At 41.9% G+C, this 23005-nt stretch carries 26 protein-coding genes; 8 read left to right on the forward strand and 18 right to left on the reverse strand.

Features of this window, described 5'->3' with window-relative positions; translation table 11 throughout:
* Nucleotides 1–2: 2 nt before the first annotated feature.
* The 7 genes from prmC to fsa form a co-directional block, all read right to left on the reverse strand.
* On the reverse strand, nucleotides 3–857 hold the full coding sequence (gene prmC / locus ACY8DT_RS03825; RefSeq protein ID WP_462421608.1) for a peptide chain release factor N(5)-glutamine methyltransferase: 855 nt from the start codon (nucleotides 855–857) through the stop codon (nucleotides 3–5).
* Nucleotides 844–1923: a peptide chain release factor 1 gene (gene prfA, locus ACY8DT_RS03830; RefSeq protein ID WP_462421609.1), complete on the reverse strand. Its 1080-nt coding sequence runs from the start codon at nucleotides 1921–1923 to the stop codon at nucleotides 844–846. Before prfA ends, prmC begins: the two co-directional genes overlap by 14 nt.
* A gap of 107 nt (nucleotides 1924–2030) precedes the next feature.
* Nucleotides 2031–2288, reverse strand: coding sequence for a type B 50S ribosomal protein L31 (locus ACY8DT_RS03835; RefSeq protein WP_052254783.1), 258 nt, complete (start codon nucleotides 2286–2288; stop codon nucleotides 2031–2033).
* A 117-nt stretch (nucleotides 2289–2405) separates the two neighbouring features.
* On the reverse strand, nucleotides 2406–3722 hold the full coding sequence (gene rho / locus ACY8DT_RS03840) for a transcription termination factor Rho (protein ID WP_462421610.1): 1317 nt from the start codon (nucleotides 3720–3722) through the stop codon (nucleotides 2406–2408).
* Between the two features lie 162 nt (nucleotides 3723–3884).
* Nucleotides 3885–4850, reverse strand: coding sequence for a class II fructose-bisphosphatase (gene glpX / locus ACY8DT_RS03845; RefSeq protein ID WP_462421611.1), 966 nt, complete (start codon nucleotides 4848–4850; stop codon nucleotides 3885–3887).
* A gap of 107 nt (nucleotides 4851–4957) precedes the next feature.
* Nucleotides 4958–6220 carry a UDP-N-acetylglucosamine 1-carboxyvinyltransferase gene (murA, locus tag ACY8DT_RS03850; protein WP_462421612.1) on the reverse strand — a complete coding sequence of 421 codons (1263 nt, stop codon included), beginning with the start codon at nucleotides 6218–6220 and terminating at the stop codon, nucleotides 4958–4960.
* A gap of 30 nt (nucleotides 6221–6250) precedes the next feature.
* Entirely contained in the window at nucleotides 6251–6895 is a 645-nt protein-coding gene (gene fsa, locus ACY8DT_RS03855) for a fructose-6-phosphate aldolase (RefSeq protein WP_462421613.1), read from the reverse strand.
* Nucleotides 6896–7114: 219 nt separating this feature from the next.
* Between fsa and ACY8DT_RS03860 the strand changes: the two genes are divergently transcribed.
* On the forward strand, nucleotides 7115–7627 hold the full coding sequence (locus tag ACY8DT_RS03860) for a DUF2529 family protein (protein WP_462421614.1): 513 nt from the start codon (nucleotides 7115–7117) through the stop codon (nucleotides 7625–7627).
* A 22-nt stretch (nucleotides 7628–7649) separates the two neighbouring features.
* Here ACY8DT_RS03860 and pyrG read toward each other — a convergent pair whose 3' ends face one another.
* The 3 genes from pyrG to ACY8DT_RS03875 form a co-directional block, all read right to left on the reverse strand.
* Entirely contained in the window at nucleotides 7650–9245 is a 1596-nt protein-coding gene (gene pyrG, locus ACY8DT_RS03865; RefSeq protein ID WP_462421615.1) for a CTP synthase, read from the reverse strand.
* A gap of 134 nt (nucleotides 9246–9379) precedes the next feature.
* On the reverse strand, nucleotides 9380–9910 hold the full coding sequence (rpoE, locus tag ACY8DT_RS03870) for a DNA-directed RNA polymerase subunit delta (RefSeq protein ID WP_462421616.1): 531 nt from the start codon (nucleotides 9908–9910) through the stop codon (nucleotides 9380–9382).
* Nucleotides 9911–9982: 72 nt separating this feature from the next.
* A complete protein-coding gene (locus ACY8DT_RS03875) occupies nucleotides 9983–10822 on the reverse strand; it encodes a GNAT family N-acetyltransferase (RefSeq protein WP_462421617.1) in 840 nt (279 codons plus the stop codon).
* A gap of 350 nt (nucleotides 10823–11172) precedes the next feature.
* Here ACY8DT_RS03875 and ACY8DT_RS03880 point away from each other — a divergent pair, with 350 nt between their 5' ends.
* The 3 genes from ACY8DT_RS03880 (at nucleotide 11173) to ACY8DT_RS03890 (ending at nucleotide 14322) form a co-directional block, all read left to right on the forward strand.
* The gene (locus tag ACY8DT_RS03880) at nucleotides 11173–12756 is read left to right on the forward strand and encodes a BCCT family transporter (protein WP_462421618.1); all 1584 of its coding nucleotides are present in this window, start codon (nucleotides 11173–11175) and stop codon (nucleotides 12754–12756) included.
* Nucleotides 12757–12819: 63 nt separating this feature from the next.
* Nucleotides 12820–13623: a type II pantothenate kinase gene (gene coaW / locus ACY8DT_RS03885; protein ID WP_462421619.1), complete on the forward strand. Its 804-nt coding sequence runs from the start codon at nucleotides 12820–12822 to the stop codon at nucleotides 13621–13623.
* A gap of 72 nt (nucleotides 13624–13695) precedes the next feature.
* On the forward strand, nucleotides 13696–14322 hold the full coding sequence (locus ACY8DT_RS03890; protein ID WP_462421620.1) for a hypothetical protein: 627 nt from the start codon (nucleotides 13696–13698) through the stop codon (nucleotides 14320–14322).
* Between the two features lie 43 nt (nucleotides 14323–14365).
* Here ACY8DT_RS03890 and ACY8DT_RS03895 read toward each other — a convergent pair whose 3' ends face one another.
* The 4 genes from ACY8DT_RS03895 to ACY8DT_RS03910 all read right to left on the reverse strand — a co-directional run bounded on the left by ACY8DT_RS03895 (nucleotide 14366) and on the right by ACY8DT_RS03910 (nucleotide 17486).
* Complete coding sequence (locus ACY8DT_RS03895; protein WP_462421621.1) at nucleotides 14366–14782, reverse strand: OsmC family protein; 417 nt, start codon at nucleotides 14780–14782, stop codon at nucleotides 14366–14368.
* A gap of 30 nt (nucleotides 14783–14812) precedes the next feature.
* Nucleotides 14813–16042, reverse strand: a complete 1230-nt coding sequence (locus ACY8DT_RS03900; RefSeq protein ID WP_462421622.1) for an Nramp family divalent metal transporter — start codon at nucleotides 16040–16042, stop codon at nucleotides 14813–14815.
* A 46-nt stretch (nucleotides 16043–16088) separates the two neighbouring features.
* Nucleotides 16089–16997 carry an agmatinase family protein gene (locus tag ACY8DT_RS03905; protein ID WP_462422222.1) on the reverse strand — a complete coding sequence of 303 codons (909 nt, stop codon included), beginning with the start codon at nucleotides 16995–16997 and terminating at the stop codon, nucleotides 16089–16091.
* Nucleotides 16998–17132: 135 nt separating this feature from the next.
* A complete protein-coding gene (locus ACY8DT_RS03910; protein WP_462421623.1) occupies nucleotides 17133–17486 on the reverse strand; it encodes a carboxymuconolactone decarboxylase family protein in 354 nt (117 codons plus the stop codon).
* 138 nt (nucleotides 17487–17624) lie between these two features.
* Here ACY8DT_RS03910 and ACY8DT_RS03915 point away from each other — a divergent pair, with 138 nt between their 5' ends.
* Entirely contained in the window at nucleotides 17625–18002 is a 378-nt protein-coding gene (locus tag ACY8DT_RS03915; RefSeq protein WP_462421624.1) for a DUF6176 family protein, read from the forward strand.
* A gap of 58 nt (nucleotides 18003–18060) precedes the next feature.
* On the opposite strand, the gene ACY8DT_RS03920 is transcribed toward ACY8DT_RS03915, so the two are convergent.
* Together ACY8DT_RS03920 and ACY8DT_RS03925 are read right to left on the reverse strand one after the other, a co-directional pair.
* Nucleotides 18061–18261, reverse strand: a complete 201-nt coding sequence (locus ACY8DT_RS03920; RefSeq protein WP_462421625.1) for a hypothetical protein — start codon at nucleotides 18259–18261, stop codon at nucleotides 18061–18063.
* 46 nt (nucleotides 18262–18307) lie between these two features.
* Nucleotides 18308–18814 carry a GNAT family N-acetyltransferase gene (locus tag ACY8DT_RS03925; RefSeq protein ID WP_462421626.1) on the reverse strand — a complete coding sequence of 169 codons (507 nt, stop codon included), beginning with the start codon at nucleotides 18812–18814 and terminating at the stop codon, nucleotides 18308–18310.
* A 186-nt stretch (nucleotides 18815–19000) separates the two neighbouring features.
* Between ACY8DT_RS03925 and ACY8DT_RS03930 the strand changes: the two genes are divergently transcribed.
* Nucleotides 19001–20008: an NADH:flavin oxidoreductase/NADH oxidase gene (locus tag ACY8DT_RS03930; RefSeq protein WP_462421627.1), complete on the forward strand. Its 1008-nt coding sequence runs from the start codon at nucleotides 19001–19003 to the stop codon at nucleotides 20006–20008.
* A gap of 61 nt (nucleotides 20009–20069) precedes the next feature.
* On the opposite strand, the gene ACY8DT_RS03935 is transcribed toward ACY8DT_RS03930, so the two are convergent.
* A complete protein-coding gene (locus ACY8DT_RS03935) occupies nucleotides 20070–20666 on the reverse strand; it encodes a class I SAM-dependent methyltransferase (RefSeq protein WP_462421628.1) in 597 nt (198 codons plus the stop codon).
* A 63-nt stretch (nucleotides 20667–20729) separates the two neighbouring features.
* Here ACY8DT_RS03935 and ACY8DT_RS03940 point away from each other — a divergent pair, with 63 nt between their 5' ends.
* Both ACY8DT_RS03940 and ACY8DT_RS03945 read left to right on the forward strand, forming a co-directional pair.
* Nucleotides 20730–21446 carry a TMEM164-related integral membrane acyltransferase gene (locus tag ACY8DT_RS03940; protein ID WP_462421629.1) on the forward strand — a complete coding sequence of 239 codons (717 nt, stop codon included), beginning with the start codon at nucleotides 20730–20732 and terminating at the stop codon, nucleotides 21444–21446.
* Nucleotides 21447–22073: a hypothetical protein gene (locus ACY8DT_RS03945; protein ID WP_462421630.1), complete on the forward strand. Its 627-nt coding sequence runs from the start codon at nucleotides 21447–21449 to the stop codon at nucleotides 22071–22073.
* An 81-nt stretch (nucleotides 22074–22154) separates the two neighbouring features.
* Here the strand turns inward: ACY8DT_RS03945 and ACY8DT_RS03950 are convergent, their stop codons facing one another.
* On the reverse strand, nucleotides 22155–23000 hold the full coding sequence (locus ACY8DT_RS03950) for an aldo/keto reductase (protein ID WP_462421631.1): 846 nt from the start codon (nucleotides 22998–23000) through the stop codon (nucleotides 22155–22157).
* Between the last annotated feature and the right edge of the window lie 5 nt (nucleotides 23001–23005).

The raw sequence follows: 23005 nt of genomic DNA on the forward strand, positions 1-23005 counted from the left end.
CCTCATCCTTCCCAGGTGAAATAAAGTATTCTGTCCTGCTTGTTGATATCTTTCACTACCCCGAAATGTTTTGTTTCCGGCCATATCTTTAATAAATATTTTAACAATGACTCCTTTTGATTAAAAGCAATTTCACAATAGACTCTGCCGCCGGCATTTAGAGCTTCAGGCAGCCCGTCAATCAGTCTTTTGTAAATTTCAAGGCCCTCATCTTCTGCAAACAACGCCTGGTGCGGCTCATGTTCAATGACCGAAGGCGTCATGATCGAGAGATCCTCTCTGGATATATAAGGGGGATTTGAGATGAGGATATCTGCCTTTATGTTGTTTTCTACCAAGGGGCTGTATAAATCCCCCTGATATAACGTAATGTCCACATCATGAAATTCACAGTTTATTCGTGCTACTTCAAGGGCGCTTTGTGAGATATCGGTTGCGTACATTTTATTCTTGCTCCAGTGTTTTTGCAGTGTCACCGGTATCGCTCCGGTCCCTGTACCAATATCCACTGCCGTCTGACCATCATCACTCTCTTCATCAAGAACAAACATGACCAGCTCTTCAGTTTCATTTCTCGGAATCAATGTATCTGTCGTCACTTTGAATTTCTCCCCGTAAAACCATGAAAACCCCACAACGTATTGATAGGGTTCTCCGGCACACACTCTTTTCACAGCTTCAAAATAAAGACTTTTTTCCTGTTGCGGCATCGGCTCATCTGACTTCATCATGATCTGAGCCGTTGTCAGAAGAAACAAATCTTCCACTAACAGTCGGGCTATTCTCTTTTCTTTGCCATGTTCCAGAAGAGAAGTCTCCGCTTTCTTCATTGCCTCCCGGTAACTATATTGTGGCATTGTTCAACTCTTCCAGTTTGGATGTCTGCTCTTCGATGATTAGAGCGTCTATAATATCATCCAGTCTGCCTTCGATGATCTGGTCGAGCTTTTGAATTGTAAGACCGATTCTGTGGTCCGTTACACGGCTTTGAGGATAATTGTATGTTCTTATTCGTTCAGAACGGTCCCCCGTCCCTACTGCCGATTTTCTCTGCTCTGCATATTCAGCTTCTGCTTCCTGCTGCATCAGGTCGTAGATTCTTGCATTCAAAACTTTTCTCGCACGTTCTCTGTTTTTAATCTGAGACTTCTCATCCTGTGAAGTGACCACAACACCTGTCGGAAGGTGCGTAATGCGTACGGCGGAATCTGTTGTGTTTACGTGCTGCCCGCCCGCTCCGCTTGAACGGTAAGTATCTATCTTAAGATCTTCATTTCTGATATCCATTTCAACATCTTCAACCTCAGGTAAAACTGCAACAGTTGCTGTTGAAGTGTGGATGCGTCCGCTGGACTCTGTCTCAGGCACTCTTTGTACACGGTGTGCGCCATTTTCATATTTCAGCCTGGAATAGGCGCCGTGGCCCTGTATCATAAAGCTGATCTCTTTGTAGCCGCCATGGTCACTCGCATTCGCCTCGACCACTTCAGTTTTCCAGCCATTATTTTCTGCATAACGTGAATACATTCTGAACAGGTCGCCTGCAAATATTTGGGCTTCGTCTCCGCCTGCGGCACCGCGTATCTCAATGATAACGTTTTTGTCATCATTTGGATCTTTGGGAAGAAGTAATAACTTTAATTGCTCTTCCAGTTCCGGTATCTCTTTTTCTGAATCTGAAATCTCTTCTTTCAACATATCAATCATGTCTTTTTCATTCGTCTCTTCCAGCATCTCTTTTGATTCTTCTATAGTCTCTTTATGATTTCTGTATTCACGAAAGACATCCACCGTCTTTTGCAGATCGCTCTGTTCTTTTGAGTATTCTCTTAATTTATCAGGGTCACTGACAACATCAGGATCACTTAAAAGTTCATTCAACTGCTCATACCGGTTTTCAATTATCTCCAATTGATCAAACATATTTTCACCTTTTCCGTCTTCTATAATCTTTATAAGTATATCATATTTTCAACACAAAAAAACTGCATTGAAACACATGTCCCAATGCAGTTTGACTGTTTTTAAAACTATTCATTTGCTGATTTGAAACCAAATTTTTTGTTGAATCTCTCAACACGGCCATCCGCAGATGCGAATTTTTGACGACCAGTATAAAATGGGTGTGAATCAGATGATATGTCTAGACGAATAACCGGATATTCGTTCCCATCTTCCCATTCCATCGTTTCATCGGAAGTACGTGTAGATCCACTCAAAAATTTATAATCTGTAGTAGAATCTAAAAATATTACTTTATGATATTCCGGATGAATATTTTCTCTCATGATATTTCAGCTCCCTTGCCCTGGACCATCTGGAACAGAGTTATTTTGTGGTTTTGCCACACAATACTTGTGTATTATACATTGTAGCACTTCAAAAATCAACCGTTCCTAAGTATTTTATATTACAGGTTTTCCTGATTTTTGTGAGGAAACCATACGGTCTCTCAGAACATCAAAGAATTCTTCATTTGACTCCGTCTGTTTTAAGATTCTCAGGAATCTTTCCGTAAAGTCAGGCGCATCTGTAAACAGTTTTCTAAGTTGCCATAGTATATCCAACTCTTTTTTGTCTAACAGCAGCTCTTCTTTTCTCGTGCTTGAACGGCGGATATCAATCGCAGGATAAATCCGTTTTTCACTGAGTCCCCGGTCCAGATGCAGTTCCATGTTCCCCGTCCCTTTAAACTCTTCATATATGACGTCATCCATCCGGCTGCCTGTCTCAACAAGAGCTGTGGAAAGAATAGTCAGGCTTCCGCCTGCTTCTATATTTCGGGCAGCACCGAAGAAATGTTTCGGACGGTGTAAGCTCGCCGGATCCAGCCCCCCTGATAAAGTACGTCCACTAGGCGGAATGACGAGATTATACGCTCTTGCGAGACGTGTAATGGAATCCATTAGAATAATGACATCTTCGCCCATCTCTACCATACGCTTCGACCTTTCGAGAAGAAGCTCTGCAACTTTTACGTGGTGCTGCGGCGGCTCGTCGAAAGTTGAATGTACAACATCCGCATTTTCAACAGAACGCTCCAGATCAGTGACCTCTTCCGGTCTTTCACCAATCAGCAGGATGAACAGTTTAGCTTTCGGATGATTTGCTCCGATTGCATTTGCAATTTCTTTCAGCAATGAAGTTTTCCCCGCTTTTGGCGGTGCGACAATCATTCCACGCTGACCGAAACCGATAGGTGTAACAAGGTCCATAATACGTGTGGACAGCCCGCTTTTTTGATTTTCAAGATGTATGCGCTCTTCAGGATACAGTGGAGTAAGCGCCTGGAAGTGAGGACGTTTCTTCACATCTTCCGCATTTTGATCGTTGATGAAATCGACCTGCAATAAGCCGTAATACTTTTCATTTTCCTTAGGTTTTCTGACTTTGCCCGTGACTTTGTCACCTTTCTTCAATTCGAATCTTCTTATTTGGGATGCTGAGATATAGATATCTTTCTCACCTTTTGAGAAGTTGACAGTACGGAGGAAGCCATAGCCATCCTGCTGAATATCATCCAGCACGCCCTGCATGTAATAATTGCCGTCTTTCTCCATTTCGGCTTCCATGATGGCAAGTACAAGTTCTTTTTTGTTCAACTTGCTGTAGTTTGTTAACTTAAGTTCTTTTGCACGTTCGGTAAGCACTTTTGTGGAATTACCTTTATACAGCGAATCGAAGGTTTCATACTTCATGCCTTCTTTATTTCGATCAGCCATGTATTCACTTCACTTTCATATTTTTGGGTATCGTCTGATTTATGGTTAAAAAGTTTAAAGAGGATAGTTGAAGATGTTGCGAGATGAACAACTGATATTCTACATGATTTAGAAACAAATGAAAAGAAGCATATCATTTTTTCAGATACACTTCTGTAATAACTAGTCTTCCATTACCATGTTCGGTTTCTTCTGCAGACTGTGACGTCCATTGATGAAACGGACAGTGCCCGATTTGGCTCTCATGACTACGGATGAAGTTTCAGCATAGCTGCCTTTGAACTGGACGCCTTTCATCATTTCACCGTCAGTCACTGCTGTTGCAGCAAATATTGCATCATCACCTCTGACGAGGTCATCCATCATAAGCTTCTTCTCAGGGTCCACCCCCATGGACTCACAGCGTTCAGCGTCCCCATCTCTCATGGGTACCAGTCTGCCCTGGAAATCTCCCCCCAGACATTTGATGCCGACAGCCGAAATCACGCCCTCAGGGGCGCCGCCGATTCCAAGCATGATATCTACGCCTGTCCAGTCAAAACATGTATTGATGGCACCTGCAACGTCACCGTCATGGAAAAATTTGATGCGTGCACCGGCCGCTCTTATTTCATCTATTATTTCCCGGTTTCTTTCTCTTTGAATGATTGTAACCGTAACTTCAGAAATGCTTTTCCCTTTCGCCTTTGCCACTGCTTTCAGGTTGTCTGTCACTGAAAAGTCCAAATCCACCATTCCGCGGCATTCCGGACCGACTGCAATTTTATTCATATACATATCAGGCGCATGCAGCAGATTTCCTTTATCAGCTACAGCAAGAACCGTCAGAGCATTCCAGGCCCCGTTTGCAACAATTGAAGTGCCTTCAAGAGGATCGACTGCAATATCAATTTCCGGTCCCTCACGTCTGCCCAGTTCTTCACCGATATACAGCATAGGGGCTTCATCAATCTCACCTTCGCCTATTACCACTTTTCCTGACATCGGTATAGTATCAAATACCGTCCGCATCGCTTCAGTCGCTGCCTCATCAGCCGCTTCCTTCATGCCTTTTCCAACCCATTTAGCACTTTGAAGCGCTGCCGCTTCCGTGACCCTGACCAGCTCCATAGATAAACTTCTTTCCATGCGAGAACCTCCATAAATTATTTCAAAACCAATATATTATATTGAAAAATTACAAAGCATAATAAAAACCCGGAACTAATTTTTTCATTAATCCCGGGTTCAATTACTTATTCAACAGTTTCTCTCCATATATCCGCACCGAGCTCTTCCAGCTTCTTCACTATATCACTGTACCCCCGGTCAATGTGTTCGACATTATGAATTGTCGTTACACCGTTTGCAATCAGACCGGATAACAGCAGACATGCACCGGCTCTCAAGTCACTGGCATAAACATCTGCACCTTGGAGTTCAGATGGATAGATCAGAGCAGTTCCGCTTTTCTTTTCGATATTTGCACCCAGACGTCTCAGTTCATCAACATGACGGAATCTTGCCGGATAAATCGTTTCTGTAATTTTACTTACTCCATCTGTCAAAAATAAAAGCGGGGTGATCGGCTGCTGAAGATCAGTCGCGAAACCTGGATATACCTGTGTTTTCAGCGATACCGGCTTATACGTTTTTGGATGTGATAATACGACATAGTCGTCGCCCTGCTCAATTTCAACACCAATTTCCTGAAGCTTTGAAGTCAATGACTCCATATGGGTCGGAATGATGTTGTTGACACGGTAATTTTTACCTTTGATTGCTCCGGCAATCATGTATGTCCCCGCTTCAATCCGGTCAGGTATGATGTTGTGCCTTGTACCCCGCAGCTTGTCCACACCATAGATTTTTATCGTATCAGTACCTGCACCTTTGATATTCGCGCCCATTTTATTGAGAAGAGATGCCACATCAACGATTTCCGGCTCTTTCGCAACATTTTCCAAAATTGTTTTGCCTTCTGCCTGGCTTGCTGCAACCATAAGGTTGATTGTTGCACCGACACTGACAACATCAAAGAAAATTTTCGCACCTGTCAGCTTTTCGGCTTCCAGATACATCGCACCGTATTCATTCGTCACTTTGGCACCAAGTGCTTCGAAGCCCTTGATATGCTGATCAATGGGTCTCGGTCCAAGAGGGCAGCCGCCCGGCAGACCGATCACACATTTTTTAAAGCGTGCCAGCATCGCACCCATCATATAGTAAGATGCTCTCAACGACTGAACTTTATTGTTGGATAAAGGCATATTTTGTGCATTTTCAGCATTGATTTTCAAATTCGTGCCTTCTAATTCCGTACTGATATTCAAATCATTCAATAAACTCATTAAAGTATCCACATCAGAAATTTCAGGCAGTCCTTCCAATATCATTTCACCTTCGGATGCCATCAAGGATGCAGGAATCAATGCAACCGCACTGTTTTTTGCACCACTTATGTCGACTTCTCCTGTAAGAGTCCTTCCGCCACGTACTTTAATCACTTCTTTAGTCATATACTTACTCCTTACTTGATATCGAGCGTTTTACTTGTCTTTATTCCAGTCATTTAAAAACTGCTCGATTCCCTTATCTGTCAGTGGGTGATCAGTCAATTTCTTCAATACTTTGTATGGGACTGTCGCAATATGTGCACCTTTAAGTGCAGCACCATGGATATGACCTTCATTTCTTATTGATGCCGCAATGATTTCAGTATCGATGTCATGCAGTGCAAAAATATAACTGATATCTTCAATCAGCTGCAGACCTTCAAGACCGATATCATCCAATCTTCCGATGAAAGGTGATACATAAGTCGCGCCCGCTCTTGCTGCAGTCAGTGCCTGTACAGTATTGAACACAAGAGTGACGTTTGTTTTGATACCTTCTGAAGCTAATACTTTAACAGCTTTCATACCTTCACCGGTCATCGGTATTTTAACGATGATGTGTTCATGAAGCTTTGCAAGCTCTCTGCCCTCTTCAATCATGCCTTCTGCATCCAGCGCAATGACCTCGCCGCTTACAGGTCCCTGAACCAATTCACAAATCTCTACAAGACGTTCATGAAATGAGATGTCTTTCTCTTTTGCAACGAGCGAAGGGTTGGTCGTCACTCCGCTGAGCACGCCCCATTCATGTATTTCTTTAATTTCATCCATATTTGCTGTATCAATAAAATATTTCATAATTAAAATCCTCCATTACATCTTTTTATTCATTATATAAGAATCTTGTTTGTACCGGCAAAGAAAATGATGAAAGATTTTATAGTCAATCAATCTCATTATAATATCTTTCAATTAAAATCCGATTAAAAATACGGCATTGTTTTATTAGAATTCAAATAAGCATTCAATTTATCGTTAAGATGATATATGCTTAATTATAATACAGGGGTGATAATCATGGATAAAATATTACAGACTCAACTCATCAATATTTATAATCATATAGATGCTCAGGAAGAAGAAATCGAAATCGCTGCACGATTATTATCTCAGGCGGTTCATGGTGAAGGCAACATCATCATGAAAACATTTCATGACTTTACAAAACTCGAACCACTCCTTCTTCACGGAGAGTTGAAACTCGGCACTCCTTCTCCATTCAGTGCCATTGAAAATATAGATACACCGGACAGGATACTGGTTATTGCCAATATTTTCGATGACGAAGTTAAAACTTTCATAGATGAGTTGAATGCTCAGCACATCGACTACGTACTGATTTCAAATTATAACAGACATGAAAGTGAGACGCTCGATAATGTGCACCATTATATCGACCTGTCCTCACCCAGAGAATTAATACCTACGCCAAATTTTGATAAAATAGTGAACCCATATATCAATGCATTCACTTATCTATACTATCATCTATATGTACTGATTGATGAAATGACGAATGATGAATATTAAAAAATCCCCTTCCGGGGATTTTTTATTTTAAACTCGCGTCGATTAAACCCTGGAATAATGGATGCGGTCTTGTCGGCCTTGATAAAAATTCAGGATGGAACTGCACACCCATAAAATACGGATGATCTTTCAATTCAATCATTTCCACCAGACGGCCGTCCGGAGATGTTCCGGAAAATACCATTCCATGTGCTTCCAATTGTTCTTTATATGCGTTATTAAATTCATATCTGTGTCTGTGTCTCTCGCTGATCAGTTCTTTATCATAAAGTTCTTTGGCAATCGTGCCGTCTTTCAGCTCGCATGGAAAACTGCCGAGCCTGAGTGTCCCGCCAAGGTCAATAACGTCTTTTTGCTCAGGCATCAGGTCGATGATCGGATGAGGAGTGTTAGGATCAAGCTCTCTTGAATGGGCTCTTTCTAATCCGATGACATTCCTGGCATACTCAACCGTTGCAAGCTGCATGCCGAGACAGATTCCAAGTAAAGGCACACTGTTTTCTCTTGCAAATTTCAATGCCAGAACTTTTCCTTCAACCCCGCGTTCGCCGAATCCGCCGGGTACGACGATACCATCCAGTCCGTCTAATTTCTCTTCATAATTGTCAGAGTTTATATGTTCTGAATTGATCCATTTGATATCTATATCCGTCTGGCGCTCATATCCCGCATGCCTCAATGATTCAGCCACTGACAGATAAGCGTCCTGCAATGACACGTACTTTCCGACGATACCGATGGAGACTGATTTATCTATATTGTCGAGATTTTCAAGAAGATGTTTCCATTCCGACAAGTCTGCCGGCTCAGATGGACGCAGACCCAGCTTTTCAATGACTAGATCATCAGTTTCCTGCTCCTGCAGCCTCATGACTATATTATAAATTGTTTCTTCATCACGGGCTTCGATGACATTTTCTTTTTCAATGTCACAGAACAGTGCGATCTTATCTCTTAATTCCTCTGCCATTTCATGCTCGGAACGGACAACAATCATATCCGGCTGGATGCCGAGACCGCGAAGCTCTTTAACACTGTGCTGCGTCGGTTTTGTCTTCATTTCTCCGGCTGCCTTGATATAAGGCAGTAAAGTACAGTGTATATACATGACGTTTTCACGCCCGATATCACTTCGCATCTGTCTGATGCTCTCGAGGAACGGCAATGACTCGATATCACCGATTGTCCCGCCGATTTCAGTGATGACGACGTCTGCTTTTGAAACTTCTCCCGCTTTGATCAGGCGTGATTTAATTTCGTTTGTGATATGCGGGATGACCTGTACAGTTGCACCAAGGTAATCTCCGCGGCGTTCTTTTCTGATTACCTCAGAATATACTTTCCCTGCTGTAACGTTTGAGTATTTATGTAGATTGATGTCGATGAAACGTTCATAGTGGCCAAGATCCAGGTCCGTTTCAGCGCCGTCTTCAGTAACAAATACCTCACCATGCTGATACGGGCTCATCGTCCCCGGATCCACGTTCAAATATGGATCGAACTTCTGAATCGTCACTTTATAACCACGGTCTTTCAATAATCTGCCAAGTGATGCTGCTGTAATTCCTTTACCGAGTGAAGATACAACTCCTCCGGTAACAAAGATATATTTAGTCATCTTTCTTCCTCCTGTAAAAATAAAAATGCTCCCTTTCACACAACGTGAAAAGGAGCCGTTCTTTATCTTCCCTGTTTTAGGGAGCCCAAATAAAATAATAGCACTTCTGGGAATAAAGTCAACTATAAGTTGAGTTACACACTCTGCTCATCGTCTTCATAAGAGTCTTCAAGTTCATCGGTATCGTCGTATTCGATCGTTTCATCGATAGAACCTTCAAGGGCTTCGTCTATTTCTTCATCTTTAGAATCATTTAAAGGGGTTTCCAAATCTTCCGTATCACCATCTACGAGTTCTTTATCCTGGTCGAAAGCATCTTCAACAGTATCATCTTCGTAAACTTCAGGTTCTTCTTCCTCTGTTGCAAGTTCTATTTTATGAATCGTAGGTGCAACTTTGTCAGAAATATCGTCTACTGAATACCATTCTCTGAGTCCCCAGATATTTTCACCTGTGCTCAGGAATCTGCCGTCAGTGTTCAAATCCGTATAGAACTGTAAAATGCGGTTTTCTATTTCTTCCTCTTTATAATTGCCCACTTCTTTGAATTTATCTATGATTTCGTAAAGGTCAGCATCTTTTCCTTTGTCTTCCAGGTAAATGAACGACATATCTATAAATGAATTTTCATCCATCATTTCTTTTGAATATTTATCTATTCTCATTGCTTTACATCCTTTCGTCCGCTCGTATCTTTAGATATGATACAGTTATTTAACCAATGAATCAAGAAGTATTTAATATTTAATATACTTTATATAGAGATCATCTTTATCCGTCTCTTTAAAGCGTGCGAAACCGACATATTCAAATAACTTGTTAATGCTTTCATCATCATTGACCGCTACAGCAAGTTCAGAGATTTCTTTCATATTCCTTCTGAGGAAAGTGCCAATCTGCCTTAAAGCGCTGGAAGCAATCCCTCTATTTCTTTCATTCTCATCTACGAATATATTTTTAATCAGGAGCCTTCCTTCTTCTACTGTTCCTTCAAGATAACCAATCATTTTTTCATTATCAAGGATAATGTCTATTTTAATATTTGGTGACACTATTTCTTCATCTACCACTAATTTGATATTACTGACATATTTTTGGTCAAGATCTAAATGATACAGCCTCTCCAGCCCGATCGGTCCATCTTCTTTAGTTGCTGTATGAATGAAACCTGCTCTTTCGTAAAGATTCCATGCCGCAGTATTATCGGCATCCACTACAAGATGCAGATGATCATACTCAGAAAAATGTTCCTGTACAAATATAGGGAGATTCAAAGCAACTTTTGTACCATAGCCCTTCCCCTGCACACTTTCATTTATCGATAAAGAGCGGACGAATACGACTTCTCTCCGGGTATCATAGCCTTCATGCCGGTAATGTTTATGAAGAACGAAAAATCCCACAATCCTGTCATCGTTGTCGATCACTACACAGGGCATACGATCATCATCCCCCAGGGCATCACTCAGTACATCCAAGGGCAGGCTGGTAAATTCAAGCTGCTGTACACTCAGCTTAAAACCCTTTAATGCTTGACGGTCTTTTTCCTCAAATGGACGTATTTTAATCTCATTCATAATTTTGTCCCCTTTTTGACATATGTATTTATTTTGTTATGATACAGAATATACGATTTGAATTTCAATTATACTTTAGTTTCAATATCAGAATAACCTTAAGTTCAATTGAACAAACGTTCTTTTTAGTATATAATTTTCCTATATTATACTAAAATGTGTAAGTTTTTTCTAAAAAAATTTATTAAAGTAATTTAATTGACAAACACACAGGCAATTATCTTACTATCAGCGAAATGCCGCTGGTACAGGGTACCAGTGGCATTCTTTATGGAAACTCACAAGAGGCACATCACTGTAAATTAAAACTGTAGAAAAGCTGAAAAAATATTTTTATGGAGGTTTTTTTATTGAGTAAAGAAACAGAGAAGGAAGATCCTAAAAATACCAGACGTAAATCACCGGGAGAGGACAGTTCAAAGCTTGGTATAGTCTTTTGGGGCGCCGGCGGGATAATTGCTCTTGCAGCTGTAATGGCAATACTGTTTCCAACGGCTGTAGAAAATGCATCTTACAGTATTTACGACACAATTGCGCGTAATTTCAACTGGTTGTTCTTAATCAGTGTGTTCGGCTTTGGTGTATTCTTATTATTCATGGCAATTTCTCCATATGGCCGTGTCAAGCTCGGTCCGGATGACTCAAAGCCTGAATTCTCATTCCGTTCATGGGTAGGCATGCTGTTCTCAAGCGGGCTCGGTGTCGGACTCGTATTCTACGGTGTTGCGGAACCGATGGAGCACTTCATGATTGCACCATTCCCGGGGGGAGAGGTTGAATCATATGAAGCTGCACGCATGGCCATGGGCTATACCTTCTTCCACTGGGGGATATCACAGTGGTCGATATTCGGAGTCGCAGGTCTCGCGATCGGGTACAGCCAGTACCGCAAAAAGAAAGACGGCATGGTTTCTACATCCCTCGAACCGTTATTCGGTGAGAGTTACAATAAGCCGTCAAGAAAATTGATTGATATTTTGGCAGTGATCGCGACAGTCACTGGGATGTCGACTTCGGTAGGGTTAGGTATTCTCCAGATGGATGGCGGTCTGAGCTTTGCTTTCGGCTTCCCTTCCGGACCGGTGACACAGATTGTTCTGACTATACTGATGACAGCACTATTCTTATTCTCGACAATCACTGGACTCAAAAGGGGCATGAAATGGTTAAGCAACTTAAATATGGCACTCGCACTGATTTTAACTGTTTTCGTCATGTTCATGGGACCTTTCACCTTCATCATGGAAACTTTTGTTCTCGGTATCGGTGATTACTTAAAGAACTATGTTGGATACTCTCTCAGAACACAGCCGTATTCAGGCGAGTCATGGGTTCAGGAATGGACAGTGTTCTACTGGGCCTGGGTAATTGCATGGAGTCCGTTCATCGGTTCATTCGTTGCCAGAGTATCGAAAGGACGTACGATTAGAGAATATGTCCTCGGTATTCTGATTGTTCCACCACTGCTTTCCTTCTTATGGATTGCAGCACTTGGCGGTACAGCGATGTATTCGGACTTGTTCAACGGTACGAACATCGGCGAGATTGTACTGGATGACCAGACCGCAGCCCTATTTACGATGTTTGACCAAATTCCGATGACAGCAATTACATCCGCCATTGCGATCATCTTAATCTTTACTTTCCTGGTCACTTCCGCCGACTCCGCAACATTTATCGTTGCAGGCATGTCATCAGGAAATACGGAAAATCCATCAACACGCTTAAAGATTCTTTGGGGGATTCTGCTTGGTTTCTTGACGATTTCGCTGATATTAGCCGGAGGGCTGAGCAGTTTACAGGCTGCTTCACTGCTCGCAGGTCTGCCGTTTACATTAATTTTGATAATGATGATTTTCGCAGTTTCGAAATCCTTGCGACGAGAATCCAACGAAGCGATGAAGAGACGCCCAAGAAGAAAGAAACTTAAATAATTCTACAAAAGATGAAATGTCATTGGTATACTATTGCCAATGACATTTTTTTGGGGGCATATTATGAAAATAAGTATTGATGCCGGGGGCACTTTATTAAAAATAGTTTATATTAAAGATGATGATGAAAGAGTGTTCCACAAGGTCCCCTCTTTGAATATCGATGACTTTATAGATGATTTGAATAATAATCATCCAGACGCTGACATATATATTACAGGCGGTAAAGCGGAATACATGAGCCGCAAACTGAACCACGATGTGAATATCTCTATCGAGTTCGAGGCCACTTATATCGGCTTGAAACAGCTTATGAATGAGCAGGACTTACATATTGAACGATTTGTATATTTAAACGTCGGTACAGGAACTTCATTCCACCAGGCAGATGCTGACGGCCAGAGACGAGCCGGGGGGTCAGGTGTCGGCGGCGGTACTTTGATGGGGCTCTCCTACCTTCTGACCGGCACCGACAATTTCAATGAGATTGTGAGTCTGGCCAAAGAAGGGAACCGTGATGAAATAGACTTGAAGGTACACCACATATACGCAGGCGACGCATCACCGATACCCGGCGACCTGACCGCAAGTAATTTTGGAAACGTCAAATCAGGTGACAGAAAAATAGTCAGACATGCTGATGAGCTGCAGGCTGTGATTGCACTTGTAGCGGAGACTGTCAGTACAATCGGCATCAATCTGGCAGCTGGTTTTGATACCAGAGATATCATCTTCATCGGTTCCACGATCAGGGATAACGATGTAATGATGGATATCATCAACAGGTACGTAACCCTGAAAGGGATGCAGCCGCACATTATTAAAAATGGTGAGTTCTCCGGCGCACTTGGTGCATTGTATTTATAAACCATATAGATTCTGGCGTTTCCAGCATTGGTGATTTAAAATATAATCATAAGATTATTATGGGGGGATTAAATGAAATTCATACTTTTACTCTTTACTGCACCATTGTTTTTAATTTCCTGTTTAAGTACGATTACGGGGAATAATCCTAATGATCTTGAAACTTCAGAAGAAGTCACTGAAGAATCTGAAGAGGCTGAAGATGCAGAAGATGACGAAGTAACAGAAGAAGAGACCGAGCCGCCGGAAGTCGAACCGATCAATCTTACTTCCGATGCTTTCATCTCAAATTTTTTCTCCGCGAGCTATGAATACCGTACAATTTCACTGGGGTCGAGCTATGATTATATGATAAATACATTGGGTGAACCTGATGGCAGCGGTGAATTGACCGACGGCACATATTATCATTATGAACATATTGCTTTCAATTTTCCGGAATCTGCCAATGAAACAGATACTTCAGCGCTCACAGCAGACGGAATCATCATCTTCCCTGAAGAATTCTCTAAAATGGATGCTGTAGCCAATTACGGCTGGCCGACGCTGGATGACACGTCCAACTTCAGAATGATGTATGACAGCGATCCAGATAACGGTTATTATGTAATGATGACTTATGACCAGCAAGACTACATCAATGAAATTATCCTTCACGGTAAAAACTTTGAGGATACATCTCTGAGTGATGACGATTAATATGAAGAAAGGCGCTTCCGGATTGTTTTGGAAGCGCCTTTCCTTATATATCTTTACCATTTAATACTGTTTTTGTTGTAAACTCTGCATTTAATGAATTGACCGCAGAACAATATTTTTCATGTGACAGCTTAACTGCACGTTTCAGAACCTTCTCAGGAACGTCTCCGACAACTTTTACTGTAATTTGTATATCTGTAAAGCGTTTCGGTTCTGTCTCTGCACGATCGCCGTCAAGCTCGAGTTCCAGTTCATTCACTTTATCCATGTGATGCCTCATTATGACACATAGATCGATACCCATGCAGCCGGCAACACCGTGCAGCACCATTTCCATCGGTGATGGGGCACTGCCGGAGCCGCCCGCTTCTTTCCTCGCATCCATATTTACAGTGTGTCCTGAAACATCTGCCGTCGATTCAAAAGAAATGTTTCCCTGCCATTTAGTATTTACCTTCATTCTTATTCCTCCACTCAATTGTCTGTCACATTATACTGCGCTGAAAAAGCTCGTGATTGCATCATACAGACTGTACGCACCTAAAAATGTAACGCCTGCCGTAATCACATAACCTGCAATATTCAATGCCGTCGGGTTTTTAAAGTTGCCCATCAGTCCTTTTTTATTAATCACTATCATAATAAATATAGCAATAATCGGTAAAATCAGACCATTTAATGCCTGTGCAATAAGCAATACTTCCAACGGTTCAAAACCAATTGCAGAAGTGATGATACCAATAGTGATTACAAGTGCGAAAATCAACTTGTACTTCTTATTTTCAAATCCGCCTTTCCAGTGCATGAAGCTGCTGACCGTTGCAGCTGCCCCCATCGGAGAGGCAATGGCTGATGAGAAACCTGCAGCGAAGAGTCCCACACTGATAAATATCGGTGCCAGCTCTCCCATCAACGGTTCAAGCGGTGCTGCCAGCTCTACGACACTTGTCACTTCGGTCCCTTGTATCAAGGCACCGGCAGTGATCAGAATAGCGGCAGTAATAAGACCGCCTACGGATATCATTAATATTGTATCAAATCTCATATCAGACAGCCTGGAAGTGTCCCCCCATTTTTCACTTGCCGTCTGTGCATGTATGAAAAAGTTATACGGAACAACCGTCGTACCGATCAAAGCGATGACCAGGAGTATGGATCCGCTTGGAATCCCCGGGACAAAAGTACCTTTAAGTAAATCTAAAATATCCGGTCCTGTCACAAACATTGTGGTGATAAATGTGATTCCCATAATGATGATCAGAATAACCATCAGCTTCTCAATGACTTTGTATCCGCCCGACAGTGCCAGGATTAAGATAATTACGCCCAGTATCGGCGCAACTATATTTTCCGGTACATCGAACAGATATGAAACCCCGAGTGATGTGCCCAGCAGGTCGCCGCTGATATACGCCGCACAGCCGATTGCGACTGCAATCATCACGATATATACTGATGCAAATTTAAGTATTTTATTATCGAACAGCTCTCTGATATTTTCACCTAAACCCTGTTTTGTTACAATACCGATTCTTGCAACCATTTCCTGCAGGATAATCGTAGCAACAATCGCAAATATTACCGCCCAGAGCAGGGCGAAGCCGAAACCCGCGCCGGCCCTTGTTGCTGTAGTAACTGTACCGGGACCGATAAATGATGCAGTGATGATCGCACCCGGACCAATTTCCTTAAGCTTTCTTATAAATCCTGATTCTGCCATACTATCATCCCCTTTTGTTTATAAAAAAACAGGAGGCCACCCCTGTTTATTTGTGGTGACCTCCATTGATATGACCCGCAAGAACATAAAGCACTGCTGTTGAAACAAAATGTGCAGAATTCTGATTGGCATCCTGCATCGGATAGACTTCAACATAGTCCATTCCGCACAGACCGCGCTTACCGAATTCATAGATCATCGTCAATAGTTCATACGAATTCAATCCATTGCCGTCGACAGGGCCGCCTGGATTAAAAGCAAAGTCAAGAACGTCGCTGCAAATCGTCAAGTAGACGACATCGACATCTTTCGCCGCCATATCATATATTTCATTTGCATATGCTCTCAAATCATTCTGCTCGCGGATATCATTGATTGTCAGCGTTACAGCACCCGCTTCTTTTGCCGCTTTCCCATTTTCAGGCTTATTGCGCGGACCTTTGATACCTGTATGGATCAGACTTTCATTCCTCACACCTTCTGTTTCATATAATCTTTTGAATGGTGTGCTTCGGGCATACTTATCCCCTTCATAATCCTCATAGTTGTCATAATGAGAATCGAGATGAATGATGCCGACTTTCTTCCCTGTATTGGTCAGTGCCTTTACGATTGGATAGGATACACTGTGATCTCCGCCGATACCGACCAGAAATTTTCCGCTGTTCCACAGCTTTTCAGTGAACTCTTCAATGATGTCCACTGTTTCCGGGACGTTATGAGGATTTACAGCCACATCTCCAACATCACCAAAACTTAAATGATCTTCTATATTTATATGATCGAGCTCTGGTAAATAAGTGCTGTATCTCTGTGAAGACAGACGAATCTGCTTCGGGCCGAGCTCCACTCCCGTGTAATCTCCCCATGTACTTGAAGCTTCCCATGGTACACCATAGAAAAGTACATCCGTATTATATTCAGCTGCCCCTGTTAAATTTTCAGCTCCAAGCATCGGTGGTGTATTGCCGTAAATATTTTTCTCTGCCACTGGATGAACACTCCTTTAATATTATCATCACTTACTCCATATACCTTTCAATTAACCTAAATTAGAATATATAAACCAGCACAATGTATACTTTTCAGCCTATAATTGATTTTTCTCCGAGACTGCTTCATCATAGGCTTCCATAGCTTTCCCACTGTAGACCATGCCGGGCCCCCCGCCCATTACGACAGCCACTTCAGCAATTTCCGCGATTTCCTGTCTCGAGGCACCCAGCTCCACCAGTTTATTGATGTGGTTGCCGATGCACCCTTCACACTTGTCTGCTATCGCATATGTGAGGGCGATAAATTCTTTCGTCTTTTTATCCAGAGCACCTTCTGCATAAGCAACATTCTGCAGCTTTTTGTATTCTCTCATCATTTCCGGAACAGTCTCCTGAATGCGTTTAGTATTGGCCTGTGCACGTGTATTCAACTCTTTCCATGTGGACATGGAATCACCCTTCCTATTTTCTTTCTTATTAAAATATTTTTACATATTAAATATAACAATGAAAATTTAAAAAGTGAATTGACAAAGGTTTAAAATGATGTATGATAGTGAAAGTGAATTTGAAAAGGAGGCTTGAAAATGCAGGTAGAGTTAACAAAATTTCGTATAAAACAAGGCAAAAGCGAATTGGTAGATGAATGGATGGCGTTTCTTAATGAGAACATGCAGGATGCACTGCTTTCACTGGATGGTGAAAAAATGTTTGTAGAGACGATTATGCGTGATACTGTAGGAGATCGTGAGTATCTCTACTGGTATTCAATTCAAGCTGACGATGGCGACACCAACTCAGAAGCTGCTGAGTGCATAGACCGCAGACACGTCACTTATTGGAACAAGTGTATCGATAAGTCATACCGTCCGAGAAACTTACAAAATGAAGTCGTCATGATTCCACACCGTATAAAAGACTATATGCATCATCTGGAAAATGAAGATAAAGCTGTAACAGTATAGATATAGAAAAAAGGTACCAGATCAAATTGATTTGGTACCTTTTCTAATATGTGTCCCATTATTCATTATTTTCCCGGTCAGCTTTAGAATGCATTGTGAATTTTACTATCAGCATTATGAATAAGATGATAAGGGAAAGTATCAGTATCAGACTCGCCACTGCGTTAAACGCAAAACTGTCAGGGAAGAATGCAATTCCTGTAAATATTAAAAGGAACCCCAGCAGAACACCGCTGCCGACCATTAAAATGGATTTCATAATTCATCTCAACCTTTAATCTTATGATAGCTGCATCTGCAGCGACTTATTTGACGAACTTCGCCATCTGAATCAGGTCTGTATAACCATCTTTCAGCTTCACCTGGTCTTTTTGTCTGCCTTCCTGTACAAAACCAAGTCTTTCGTAAAATCGGATGGCACCCTCATTATTGGAAAACACGTCGAGTACGATTTTTTCAAGCACCTTACTTTCTTCAGCATGCTTAACCGCCCGGTCAATCAGCTCAGTGCCGATACCATGCCCTGCATACTGCGGTTGAAGGCTGACGCCAAACTGACAGACATGCTCAAACTTTTTACGCGGATTCTGTCTCAAATTCAAAATGCCCACAATGCGGCCATCCACTTCCACAACCAGTCCCAGATCCTCTTTCGAAAGAGAAGTGATGTTATCTTCCTGCTTCTCAAGAGGAATGCCCCTGTCCTCAATAGGAGTGGCAAGAGTATCCGGATACTCTTCAGTCACAATTTCTTTATGTTCAATGATCTGTTCTGCATCTTTAAGTTCAGGTTTTCTAATAATATATTCCATGCCGACTCTCCTATACTATTGTACTATCATCTCAATTTTATCATGTGGATAATTTATTACAATTTAAGTGTTTATGAGAAAATTTCCATCAAACTGTCTGAATTTGTTCATATTGCAAATGACTGGACTTTGAAAACCCGCTCATACACAATAAATATATCAATTTACTTTTGGAGGTATTTTCAGATGTCTGTTTTTGAACCTTATAAAATAAAAAACCTTGAACTGAGAAATAGGATCGTCATGGCGCCCATGTGCCAGTACAGTGCAAAGGACGGCATACCCAATGAATGGCATACGACGCACTATTTATCACGTGCACATGGCGGAGTCGGAATGGTCATGGTTGAAATGACCAATGTTGAACCGAGAGGACGTATTACAGACGGCTGTCTCGGTATATGGTCTGATGGGCATGTTCCCCACTACAAACGGCTGGTTGACTCAGTGCACAAAACCGGTGCAAAAATCGGCATACAGATTGCCCATGCCGGCCGAAAAGCCGAGGATGCCGAAGAACCTGTATCATCCAGTGCCATCGCATACAGCGGCAAATTTAAAAAGCCGCATGAACTGACGACCGAAGAAGCAGAAGAGGTCATCGAAAACTACCGTCAGGGTGCCCGCCGTGCTGTTGAAGCCGGTTTCGATACGATTGAAATCCACGGCGCGCACGGTTATCTGATCCACCAGTTTTCAGCGCCGCGAACAAATAACAGAAGTGATGCATTCGGCCAGGACTTGAGTTTATTCGGTGTTAAAGTGATTCAAGCAATTAAAAATGAAATGCCTGAAGATATGCCACTTCTGATGAGAATATCTTCCAAGGAATTTGCGGATGGCGGCTATGATCTGGACCACGGCGTATATCTTGCCAGACAGTTCAAATCAGCCGGCGTCGATATGATCCACGTTTCTGCCGGAGGCGAAGGAAAGCCTTCGGCCGAACGATTCCCGGGTGCGTCACCGGGATACATGCTCCCTTATGCAAAACGCATTAAAGATGAAGCGGATATTCCTGTCATCGCAGTCGGCATATTGGATGAACTGGAAGATGCCGAGCGTGCGATCTCTGAAGCAGGCGCAGATCTTGTCGCGCTCGGCCGTGTCCTCCTCCGCGATCCGCATTGGGTACTGAATAATGATAAGAGTAAACAGTTCGTTCCTGAACAGTATAAAAGAGGTTATAATTAGACTCACCTAAAAAGAGTGTATTCCGTTTAATGGAATACACTCTTTTTTGATGATCTATATCTTATTTTTCACCTGAAGCCATGAGGACTGTCGCATCAGTTTTCACGAATATTTCCTTACCTTCGTAAAAGTTTTCGACTTTGACATTCTTAAACCCTGCGTTTTCCATCATTTCTTTTAAATTTTCGTGAGTGAATCCGTTCGTCACTTTTGGATGTGTCACTTTATCGTTTTTATCGAAATCTACTATATAAGCTTCTCCGCCGTCAGCTAATGTATCGTAAAGTTTCTGAATCAATTTCTGATGATTTTTTACATGGAGCAGTACGAGGGACATAATAATGATATCAGCTTTAATGACAGTGTCCGATTCGAGAAGATTCATTTCATGCGCTTCTGCATTTTCAATATTTCCAAGCGCTATCTTTTCTTTTAAAATTTTTACCATTTGAGATGAGGCATCCGCAGCATGCACTTTTTGGAATGAATCAGCAAGTTCCAGTCCGAGCAGACCCGTGCCTGCACCGTAATCAAGGAGCACTTTACCTTCTGTTTCATCAAGATGCTGTTTCAGTTCATTTAGAATGACACCCGCCAGATGCCGGCGTTCTTCATTGTCATAGCGTTTCGCCATCTCATTAAAAATTTTCTCATTCATTGTAAAACTCCTCTCAAGTCGTTTATTCTTAAATTATAATACCTTACAGGAAGTGGGTCCCCTATGGATAGTATGGTCAATCCCGATACGCCTTATATTGAACCCGGCGACTTAAGTTATTTTTTATACATGGTTTTACTGTTGATCTCCGCTTATGTAATATATCGGCTGAGGTTTAAAATTTCAAGAAATACAGACAGAATGTTACTCATTTTTCTTTTTATCTCTATCAGTCAGAGAGTGTTGATCAACTCCTGGTATTTGATCAATGATGACTACTCACTGTCATATTCTCTGCCTTTCCAGATTTGCCGTGTGGTCATCTGGCTGATCATCATCCAGTACTTTGTCAGAAAAGATTTTTTAAATCAGGCTATATTTTATATCGGCCTTTTTGCGTCTGCCGCTTTCATCTATCCGATCGGCATACACCCTGTTTGGCATATGGCCGGATGGTCATTCTTCATTCTGCATGCCGCCAATGTACTCTTCCCACTGGCAATGCATTTCGGGATGGGCTTTGTCCCCACTTTAAAAGGTGTCTTTCAAGCTTATGTTATATTCATCAGCTATTTTATTTTTGTATATTTTTTAAACACTTATGTCGACGGCAATTACTTTTTTATCAATAACCGGCCTTTTTTCCATGATATGAATGAGGCCTTATATGTTACTGTAAACTTAGTCGGAACACTCACCGGGTTTATGGCCGCCTATATTATCTTCCGGCTGATAATTAAATTCAGAAAAAAACTTATTCATAAGACAGGAGACATATGAATGACTGCACGAGCCAATAATAAACTGAACCCCCTGATATATTTTTATATGAGCCTTTTTTTGCCGAACCGCATCTTGAATCACACAAAGGTTGTTTCAAAATGGATGAGCGTACTTGTCAGCACAGTGCCGGTGATAATATTCCTTATACTGGCATTGTATCCGCTGTATTCACTCTTTGAGACAGGATTCGGGGACGGTACCATCGTCATACTTGCAGGCATCTTCCTGATGTTCTATTTATGGGCATTTTTTGCCGCCGGGTTCCTTGTATTTTATTTTATGAATAAATACGCGTTGAAGCAGCCGAAAAGTACAGGAAAGTTGATGCATGACTACGGCGTGCTGGCATTGATGACGCAGTTCATCTTAATACTGCTCGCAATACTGATATACGTCCTGATCATCACATCCGCGGATATCACAATCGCATTTGTCATTACGATACCTTCAATCATACTGATCATGTTCATATATTTTACATTTTCAATATTTATATTCGGTAAATACCTGATTAAAGATAAGAATCCGCAGACTGTCAAATGGGTCTTGATCTTCCTTATCCTACAGCTGTTTACAGCATTCATATTCACTCTGCTGCCGCTGATTATTTTCAGGTTCAGCTAGAGATGCTTTTCAAGCCATGAATATAATTACTGGAATGACTCATACGTATAAAGCCCCGCTGAAATTCCAGCGGGGCTTCTATTAATCTGCAAATGTTTCCAAAGTCACTTTATCCGGATCTTTGCCGACTCTTTCACGGCGGTCGAGAGCAGTGATGGCCTCAATTTCTTCACCGGTCAGTTTAAAATCAAATATATTCCCATTTTCTTTTACCCTGTCAGCACTGACTGATTTCGGTATGGTGGAAACTCCTGTTTCAACGTCCCATCTTAAAATGATCTGCGCCGGCGTCTTTTTGTATTTTTCGGACAGTTCTACAAGGACAGGTTCATCGAACATCCGGCCGCGCTTGAGCGGAGACCATGCTTCGAGAAGGATATCATGCTCTTTGCAGAAGGCTCTAAGTTCCTTCTGCGCGAGATGCGGGTGATACTCGACCTGGTTCAGCATCGGTTTGATTTCACATTCATCAAACAGATCCTGCAGGTGATGCGGATTGAAGTTACTAACGCCGATTGCACGCACTTTACCTTCTTTATAGAGTGTTTCCAATGCTTTCCATGTTTCCACGTATGTGCCCGGCATCGGCCAATGGATTAGATAAAGATCGATATAATCCATATCAAGTTCTTCGAGACTTTTATCAAATGCCTTTAAAGTGTTTTCGTAGCCCTGCTCCGTGTTCCATACTTTTGTTGTCACGAAAATTTCTTCTCTCAGTACTCCTGAATTTTTGATCGCCCTGCCGACACCTTTTTCATTTTTATAGACTTTCGCCGTATCAATATGACGGTATCCATATTCCAGAGCACTTGAAACAGCCGTCTCGAGTTCAGTTTCATCCACATTTTTATAGACACCGAGCCCCATCACAGGGATTTTCACCCCGTTTGATAAAGTATAAGTATCCTGAATTGATGTTGCCATTCTAT

The organism is Salinicoccus sp. Marseille-QA3875 (genome assembly GCF_054950095.1).